This is a genomic window from Paraburkholderia sp. BR10872, from assembly GCF_040965835.1.
Lineage (GTDB): Bacteria > Pseudomonadota > Gammaproteobacteria > Burkholderiales > Burkholderiaceae > Paraburkholderia > Paraburkholderia nodosa_A.
Genome location: NZ_JBFRCN010000023.1, coordinates 110318 through 116545 on the forward strand (window position 1 = coordinate 110318; position 6228 = coordinate 116545).

Below are 6228 nucleotides of genomic sequence, written 5' to 3' on the forward strand. Positions count from 1 at the left end.
GATTCATGCGCCTTGCGGCGATGAACGGCGTGCGCCGCTCCGTCCTGCCAGTGCGCCAAGCGCCGTTCGAGGTAATTCTTCGGTGGCGAGAGCCCACAGCGAATACGCCACGCCGCGCTGGAACAACAAGCTGACAGCACTGCGAAGCTCGCCCCTGCCGAGCGCATAGACCGAGTCAGTGACGGCCTTGGCGCCGTGCATCAGCACGCTGGCATGGCGGTAGCACCCCATCATGCAGGCGTTGCACGGTTCGCGTTGATCGGGCAGGCGGTCGAGGTCGAACACAGAGCCCATGGGCTCATGCCACGGTTCGCAACGCCAGACATCGAGATTCCAGTCGATATAAAAATACTTGCTCCCGGCGATGCACGGAATGAGTTGCTGTTCGCCGCGCACGAACCGCGCGACTTCGTCCAGTGCAGCGCCCGGGTCCATCACGCGAAAGCGCTTTTTGAGGGCCTCGATGGCACTCAATGCTTCGAGCAGTTCGTCGCGGCTGAGGTCGACGAGCTTCGAATTTTCGTCGTAAACGAGCGATGTGGAACCGAATGCGTCGCGCCTTGGGTAGGAGAACACCACGGAATCGAAGCCAAGCTGATTGAGCGTCTCGGGAAGCGCTGCGTAACGGACCAGATGGCTCACCGTAACCGTTGCGCAAACCGGGATGCCAAAAGCATGCGCCTGGGTGATGCCCTCGCGGATGCGGGCCGCAAGGCCGGGCAGGCCGCGATTGTGCTCGTGCTCGCTCATGTCCGCGCTATCGATCGAGATCAGGAGACGCTTGAGGCCGGCGTCAGCCAGCTGCTTGATGTGGCGGGGAAGGAACCAGCCGTTCGTGATCACGCCGCACTGGATGCCGGCTTTCGTGGCCGAGCCTACGAGCGATTCGATTTGCGGGTGCACCAGAGGCTCTCCGCCCTGCAGCGTCATGTAGCGAATCTTGCGTCTGCGCAGCATCGGCATCGCACGCTCGAACGCATCGGGATCGAGATAGCGGCGCGGACCTGCCATTTTCTTCTCACGAGAAAAGCCGCAGAAGTCGCATGCAGCGTTGCAAACGTTCGTCACTGAGACGTCACAGACCGCAGGCAATGGATTGCGTGGCTCGTTCGCGTCGTTGCTTACATTTGGCAAACTGCGCCACTTGATAGTCCGCTCTGTCCTGTCCATGGTGCTGGTGCCCTCACGGTTTGCCGGCTCATTGCGCTCGAACCATCATAGGTTACGCCATGCACGCGCGCCGCATCGGGTACGATTCTTATTCAAAAATAACTCCAACAAATCCTGTTTGACCGGCTAGTGCGAGTCGACTTCAATCCCCATACTTGAGGGTGTCTCGTCGGAATTTCGGTTCCGGGCGAGTTTGCGAACGCTATGCACTGGCTGCAGAAGGAGGGGGAAATGGTTGACACTTCAACCACCAGGCCGCGCGTCATCGGCTTCAATCACGTCGCGCTGGAAGTCGGCGACATCGAGGAAGCGCTGGCATTCTATGGCCGCATCTTCGACTTTCAGTTGCGCGGCAAGAGCAGGACGATGGCCTTCATCGATCTTGGCGATCAATTCATCGCGTTGCAGGCGGGGCGCAAACAGCCCGCCGACGACGGCCGCCATGTCGGCCTCGTTGTCGATGACAAGGAGGCGGCGCGCGCCGCACTCAAGGCGGCGGGCGTGAAGCCGCTCGACGGTCCATTTCTGGATTTTCGCGACCCGTGGGGCAATCGCATCGAGATCGTGGGCTATGACAACATCCAGTTCACGAAGGCGCCGAACGTCCTGCGCGGCATGGGCCTGACGCACCTGACCAAGAACGAAAGCGCGAAGAAAGAACTGGCCGAAAAAGGGATGGCAGCCAGTTGATGGCCGGCTTTCGGTGATGGCCGATCGGCCGGACGGCTGCTTCGCTCAATTCGGTTGAGGTTGCGGTTCTTGTGGCGCCAGTTGCGGTTGCGGTGGTGGTTGCAGCGGCAGTTGCGGCGCCGGTTGCGGCTGCAGCAGCGGCAGCGGAGGAGGTTGCGGTGCCGTGATCGGTTCGAGACCGCTGTGCGTGATCGCGGCCGCCGCTTCCGGCGAGGACAGAAAGCGGATCAGCGCTTCTGCGCCGACAGGATTTCTCGCTGTGGTTGCAATGCCGCCGGAGTACACCGTGTAACGTTGTACTTCCGCGGGCAGACTGCCGACCACTATTATCCCCTTCACCGGCAACAGTTCCACGACCTGTTGCAAGCCGATCTCGGCGTCGCCGTTCGCGACGACAGTGGCGACCCGCTCGGCGGAAACCATGCGGCTCCTGCTATTCACGCGCCCGTCGAGGCCCAGACGCGGAAACAGTTCGTTGGCGATATAGACGCCGCTCGCGCTATCCGGATAGACAATCGACTTCGCTGCAAGCAGCGTGCGGCGCAAAGCGTCGACCGTGCTGATGTCCGGTTGCGGCGCGCCCTCGCGCACCGCGAGGCCGATTGGCGAGCGTGCGAAGTCCACCTTGCTGCCGGGCACCACGTTGCCCGCGCGAACCTGGTCGTCGAGCGCATTGCTGACCACGATCAGCACGTCGGCCCACTCGCCGCGCGCAAACCGCACGGGAATCGCATTCAGGGCGTTGCCTGTTGCAGCGCCCCAGACGGTGGCCAGCGTATAGCCGCTCTCGTCCTCGAATTGCGGGCCCAGATCACGATACGCTGGCGCAAACCAGCCCGACATCATGACTTTCACCTGGTCCGCCAGACACACGCCGGGGCCCAATAACGCGAACGCGATGCACAGCGCAAGTGTGCAAAACCTCAGCTTGTGGATAGTCACGGTTGCGCCCCATCTCGATCGGCTGATCCGGCACCACGGACATGTATCGCTCCCTATTTGCAACCGCAGCGTGCAGCGAAAGCATGCGATGAAAACGCGCTATGTAAGCGCGTCGTGGATACGACCTTTTTGCATCGTTTATACAACACGTTCGTTTGCACACACACTGGTTTTCTTCGCCTCTGATAGTCTTTTCCCAGCGACAGTTCGGGCGGTTATCAAACTTGACGCGTGCGATCGTGAAATTGAAAACAGGGGGGCTTATCCATGTTGCATTGGCTTTCGAACTTGATTGCCCACAATGCCGCAACGCCGGAGAAGCAGGCTCAACGCGCGCTCAGTGAATTGCGCATGGCACTCTTCCAGGCCGAACAGCGGGTTCTCGATGCGCAATTGCAGGCCGAGTACTACCGCACGCGAATTGCGTTTTGCGAGGAGGTGCTGAAGGCCGGCATCGAACAGGTGTCGGACCTGCGCAAAGGGCAACGTGAAGCGGTTACTCACGACTTGCGTCCGAACCTGAAGCTCACGACTTCCTGAGAGTCGGGCGCGGCAGAAGAAACTCCGCCGGCATGATAGAAAGCGAGTGCGGCACCAAACTTGCTCAGCCGGTATGTAGGGAACCCTACTGTCGAACAACTAGACCCTACATCAGGAGACGAACATGGATAAACGTAAGTACAGCCACTCCCAGGAGATCGAACAGGACGACGCCGATCCGGAAAACGAACCTTATCTGCACCCGTATCGCTCGTTATTGCATGAGCCCACCGTCGTACTGGCTGGCAACCCGAGCGACCGCGCAGACGTCGCTACGTCGGCGATACTCGGGTACAACTGACTGACTGCAACGCATTCGCCCGTCGCTTGCTGGGTCAAATAGTCGGTATTCCGAATGATTTGATCCGGCGATTCAGCTTTGGCGACTAGCGGCCGACGTGCGCCCATCCGGGCGCAGCGCACTTTCTTTCCGGTAGTCGGCAGGACAATCGACGCACCGCTAGACGCGCGGTAGATCGTCGATGGATTTTTCGACGTTACCGTCCGGCACTTCCAGATCGATTCCATCGATTCCGTTGGGATGCGGCACCGGCTTGATCTTCGGGCCGAGAAATCTCATGCCGCCGAGCGTAAATACCGAATACACCACGGCGCCCGAGCGGATGTCGTTGGTGACGGCCGCCACTTCGGAGATAGTGGGTGTCGAGAGCCAGTCGTGTGTCTGGGGGTCGATCAGCGCCCAGCGCACGTGTGTTACGCGGTCCGTTGAGGAACTGATGCGGACACCGTCGATACCATAGGTAGCCATAGCGTCACCCTCGAGGCGAGAATCTTCTAATGGTAATCCGTTCGCTGCCCGGGTGGTAGCACGCCGGATGCCGTCCATTCGGCCGCGCTCACCACACCGCCTGGCTCGTGATTGCAAACTGCTTGAACTGGGTATCGACGCGCAAGGGCGCGCCGCGCTCCGTCTTCTCGATGTGGTCGACGAGCGGCAGCCCCACGCCTTCGAGCCAGTCGGAGAGTCCCAGATCGACGGGCGTGTCGATGCGCACGAACATGCCCGCGTTGGAGGCGAGCCAATGGCTGATCAGCGCCTTGGCGCGGCAGGCATCCGGCGAATCGGGGGCGATCACGGGGCCGATCACGTGCCCGTCGCCAAAGCGGCGAAAGAGGGCGAAGCCGATCAGGTCGCCGTCGCGGTCGAGCGCGATGCCGCTCGCCTGATCGAGCAGTTTCGGCAGCATGTCCGAGCGGTCGAGGCCGCTTGCGCGCGTCGCCAGCTCGATGAGGCGGGGCCGGTCGCTCGCGCCGATCGGGCGCAGCCGCTCGCCCGCGGGCAGTGAGACGAGCGGCGGCTGAAACGCCGCGCCCTGGTGCTGGTGAATGCGGCCGATGCGCGTAAAGCCGAGCCGCTCGACGAGCGGCCAGCCCGTGTCGCTCGCGTGGAGCAGCAGCGTGCGCGAGGCGAGCGCCTGCATCCAGTGCTCGATCATGGCCCGGCCAATGCCGCGGCGCTGATGACTGGGCTTGACGATCAGCATGCCGAGCGTCGCCGCGTTGGGACCGAACAACCACGAGAAAGCCGTGCCGACGAGCGAACCGCTTTCGTCCACGGCCACGATGCCTTCGCCGATGCGGGCAGCGAAACGCCAGTCTTCGGGGCGGTGCCGCCAGCGCACCGCCGTCGACAACGCATGCGCGGCGGCCAGATCGTCGGCGGTAAATGCGCGGTAGGTAATGACGCTGTTCAGGTTTGGGTCGGACACGCCGGCCTCCGGATTCTGTATACGCGTCCCGTGACTATCGCATCGCCCGCCGTGACTGACTAGGACGATCTTCCTGTTTGGGCGCGCGCCCCGTCAGCGCCCGTGATGCAATGCAAAACGCGGGGTTGGACGGTCAATAACGCGTCGATTCTGCTGATTGGGCTTTTTTGTCGGCGAAATATGCGGTGGCAGTGGACCTACGATATTTCCCATCGAGACCAAGTCGAGGGAACCCAGTCATGGACCAGTTCGATCCCGCCGCAGTCGCTGCCTCAGTGGCCGAAAAAGCCGGCCACTTCATCGGCGGAGAGTGGGTCGTCGAAGGCGCGGCGCACATCGGGGTCGCGCGGCCATCGGACGGCGTCGTCTATGCCTCGGCGCCGCTTGGCGACGCGCAACGGGTGGACCACGCCGTCGACAACGCGAAGCGCGCGTTTCGCACGAGCGGCTGGCCACGCATGGCGCCGCGCGAGCGCGCCCGCATCCTGCGCCGCTTCGCCGACCTGATCTCCGCCGACACCGCCACGCTCGCGCCGCTCGAGGCGCTCGGCTCGACGCGCCCCGTGCGCGACGTGTGCGCGTGGGACGTGCCGTTCACGGCGGAAGGCATCCGTTTCTATGCCGAGTTCGCCGACAAGCTCGGCGGCGAGGTCGTGGCCACCGATCACGACCATCTGGGCATGACGATCGCCGAGCCTTATGGCGTGGTCGGCGCGATCGCGCCGTGGAATTTCCCGCTCGTGATGGCGTCGTGGAAGATCGGTCCGGCGCTCGCGGCGGGCAATGCCGTGGTGCTCAAGCCTTCGGAGATGACGCCGTTCTCGGTGCTGCGTCTGGCCGAACTCGCGATCGAGGCAGGCATTCCCCCTGGCATCTTCAACGTGGTGCAAGGCGACGGCGCGACGACCGGCGACGCACTCGTGCGCCACCCGGACATCGCGAAAGTCACGTTCACGGGATCGACGCGCGCGGGCTCGGCGATCATGGCGGCGTGCGCGCAAAGCGGCACGAAGCCGGTCACGCTGGAATTGGGCGGCAAGAGCCCGCAAATCGTCTTCGCGGATGCGCCGAAGCTCGACGAGGTCGCGCGCCGCATCGCCGGCGCGCTTGCCGTCAACGCGGGGCAGGTGTGCGTGGCCGGTTCGCGCCTGCTGGT

Annotated in this window: 8 protein-coding genes; 4 read left to right on the forward strand and 4 right to left on the reverse strand. The window is 63.0% G+C overall.

The features are described from left to right. Window positions 1–3 precede the first annotated feature (3 nt). Window positions 4–1170, reverse strand: coding sequence for a radical SAM protein (locus AB4Y43_RS19510; protein WP_342948842.1), 1167 nt, complete (start codon window positions 1168–1170; stop codon window positions 4–6). Window positions 1171–1374: 204 nt separating this feature from the next. Here AB4Y43_RS19510 and AB4Y43_RS19515 point away from each other — a divergent pair, with 204 nt between their 5' ends. Next, window positions 1375–1860, forward strand: a complete 486-nt coding sequence (locus tag AB4Y43_RS19515) for a VOC family protein (protein ID WP_256094883.1) — start codon at window positions 1375–1377, stop codon at window positions 1858–1860. Window positions 1861–1905: 45 nt separating this feature from the next. Here the strand turns inward: AB4Y43_RS19515 and AB4Y43_RS19520 are convergent, their stop codons facing one another. Further along, window positions 1906–2802 carry a substrate-binding domain-containing protein gene (locus tag AB4Y43_RS19520; RefSeq protein WP_342948843.1) on the reverse strand — a complete coding sequence of 299 codons (897 nt, stop codon included), beginning with the start codon at window positions 2800–2802 and terminating at the stop codon, window positions 1906–1908. Between the two features lie 288 nt (window positions 2803–3090). Here AB4Y43_RS19520 and AB4Y43_RS19525 point away from each other — a divergent pair, with 288 nt between their 5' ends. Together AB4Y43_RS19525 and AB4Y43_RS19530 are read left to right on the forward strand one after the other, a co-directional pair. Continuing rightward, a complete protein-coding gene (locus AB4Y43_RS19525) occupies window positions 3091–3342 on the forward strand; it encodes a hypothetical protein (RefSeq protein WP_342948844.1) in 252 nt (83 codons plus the stop codon). Between the two features lie 124 nt (window positions 3343–3466). After that, a complete protein-coding gene (locus tag AB4Y43_RS19530) occupies window positions 3467–3643 on the forward strand; it encodes a hypothetical protein (RefSeq protein WP_342948845.1) in 177 nt (58 codons plus the stop codon). Between the two features lie 159 nt (window positions 3644–3802). On the opposite strand, the gene AB4Y43_RS19535 is transcribed toward AB4Y43_RS19530, so the two are convergent. Continuing rightward, window positions 3803–4111: a hypothetical protein gene (locus AB4Y43_RS19535; protein ID WP_069266573.1), complete on the reverse strand. Its 309-nt coding sequence runs from the start codon at window positions 4109–4111 to the stop codon at window positions 3803–3805. Window positions 4112–4199: 88 nt separating this feature from the next. Next, window positions 4200–5072 carry a GNAT family N-acetyltransferase gene (locus tag AB4Y43_RS19540; RefSeq protein ID WP_069266572.1) on the reverse strand — a complete coding sequence of 291 codons (873 nt, stop codon included), beginning with the start codon at window positions 5070–5072 and terminating at the stop codon, window positions 4200–4202. A gap of 239 nt (window positions 5073–5311) precedes the next feature. Here AB4Y43_RS19540 and AB4Y43_RS19545 point away from each other — a divergent pair. After that, a partial coding sequence (locus AB4Y43_RS19545) for an aldehyde dehydrogenase (RefSeq protein ID WP_368728560.1) occupies window positions 5312–6228 on the forward strand: 917 nt, incomplete at its 3' end.

Excerpts from the sequence above, each read along its gene's own strand:
- AB4Y43_RS19510 (WP_342948842.1), bottom strand. The coding sequence starts at position 1,170 with ATGGACAGGACAGAGCGGACTATCAAGTGGCGCAGTTTGCCAAATGTA.
- AB4Y43_RS19515 (WP_256094883.1), top strand. The coding sequence starts at position 1,375 with ATGCACTGGCTGCAGAAGGAGGGGGAAATGGTTGACACTTCAACCACC.
- AB4Y43_RS19535 (WP_069266573.1), bottom strand. The coding sequence starts at position 4,111 with ATGGCTACCTATGGTATCGACGGTGTCCGCATCAGTTCCTCAACGGAC.
- AB4Y43_RS19530 (WP_342948845.1), top strand. The coding sequence starts at position 3,467 with ATGGATAAACGTAAGTACAGCCACTCCCAGGAGATCGAACAGGACGAC.